The sequence below is a fragment of the Streptomyces sp. WM6372 genome (assembly GCF_001279655.1).
Lineage (GTDB): Bacteria > Actinomycetota > Actinomycetes > Streptomycetales > Streptomycetaceae > Streptomyces.
Map to the genome: position 1 here is coordinate 1 of NZ_LGDB01000081.1, position 1268 is coordinate 1268.

Consider the following 1268-nt stretch of genomic DNA (forward strand, 5'->3'; position numbering starts at 1 on the left):
CCCCCTCCGCATCGGCCCCCGCGCCGCCGCCGCGCTGCTCCTCGTCACCCTCATCGGCATCGCGGCCTTCGGCTGGCCCCTCCTCGCCGACCGCCAGTCCGGGCTCGCCCACTCCCAGGACGCCCCCTGGCTCTTCGCGGGGCTGCTGCCCCTCCTCGTCGCCGTGGTCGTCGCGACCATCGCCGACCAGGGCATGGACGCCAAGGCGGTGGCGATGCTCGGCGTGCTCGCCGCGGTCGGGGCGGCCTTGCGGCCCCTGGGCGCGGGCACGGCCGGCTTGGAGCCGATGTTCTTCCTGATGGTGCTCAGCGGCCGTGTCCTCGGCCCCGGCTTCGGCTTCGTCCTCGGCTCGGTCACCATGTTCGCCTCCGCCCTGCTCACGGGCGGGGTCGGGCCGTGGATGCCGTTCCAGATGCTGGCGATGGGCTGGTTCTCGCTGGGCGCCGGGCTGCTGCCCGGCGCGACGGGGGTCCGGGGCCGGGCGGAGCTGCTGATGCTGGCGGCGTACGGGTTCGTCGGCTCGTTCGCGTACGGCACGATCATGAACCTGCAAGGCTGGGTGCTCCTCCAGGGCATGGGCCAGGGCATCTCCTTCCACCCGGGGGATCCGGTCCCCGCGAATCTGGCGCGCTTCGCCGCGTACTGCGTGGCCACCTCCCTGGGCTGGGACCTGGGCCGGGCCGTGCTGACCGTCGTACTGACCCTCGCGCTCGGTGGCACGCTGCTGAAGGCGTTGCGGCGGGCGGTGCGGAAAGCGGCGTTCGAGGCGCCCGTTTCCTTCGGTTCGCGTGGAGAGTGGCCCGGCACACACACCATTTCGCGTAGCGAACCCGCACAGAACGTGACATTCGGGGCCTCTCCCGGTGACCCGCCCCACAGGACCCACGTCACATACGACACGAACTAGTAGCCCCCACCGGCCTGGCTAACTGGTGATGTCGCCACGGCAGCGGGCCTTCGCCCCCCGCCCGACGAACCCCTCTCCACCGCGTGAGTGGCTCACGCATGCCCCAGGCATGCGGCGACCGCCCTTGTCCCCGTCGGAAGGTTCATCCGTGTCCAACGTCATCCGCCGCATCGCCGCCTCCAAGAAGACCCTCGCCGGCTCCATCGTCGCCCTGGGCGTCGCCGGCTCGATGCTCGCCACGGTCCCCGCCCAGGCGGCCCCCACGAGCGCCAAGGCGATCGCCCAGCAGATGATCAAGGACCCGGCGCAGTTCGCGGCCTTCAACAACATCGTTTCCCGCGAGAGCGGCTGGAACCACACC

Annotated in this window: 1 protein-coding gene and 1 pseudogene; both read left to right on the top strand. The window is 71.8% G+C overall.

The annotated features are described in order from the left end of the window. Positions 1–907, top strand: a 907-nt coding sequence (locus ADK52_RS08055; protein ID WP_107090002.1) for an ECF transporter S component, incomplete at its 5' end; no start/stop codon positions are given. 148 nt (positions 908–1055) lie between these two features. Beyond that, positions 1056–1268: pseudogene (locus tag ADK52_RS08060) on the top strand (lytic transglycosylase domain-containing protein); the annotation flags it as partial.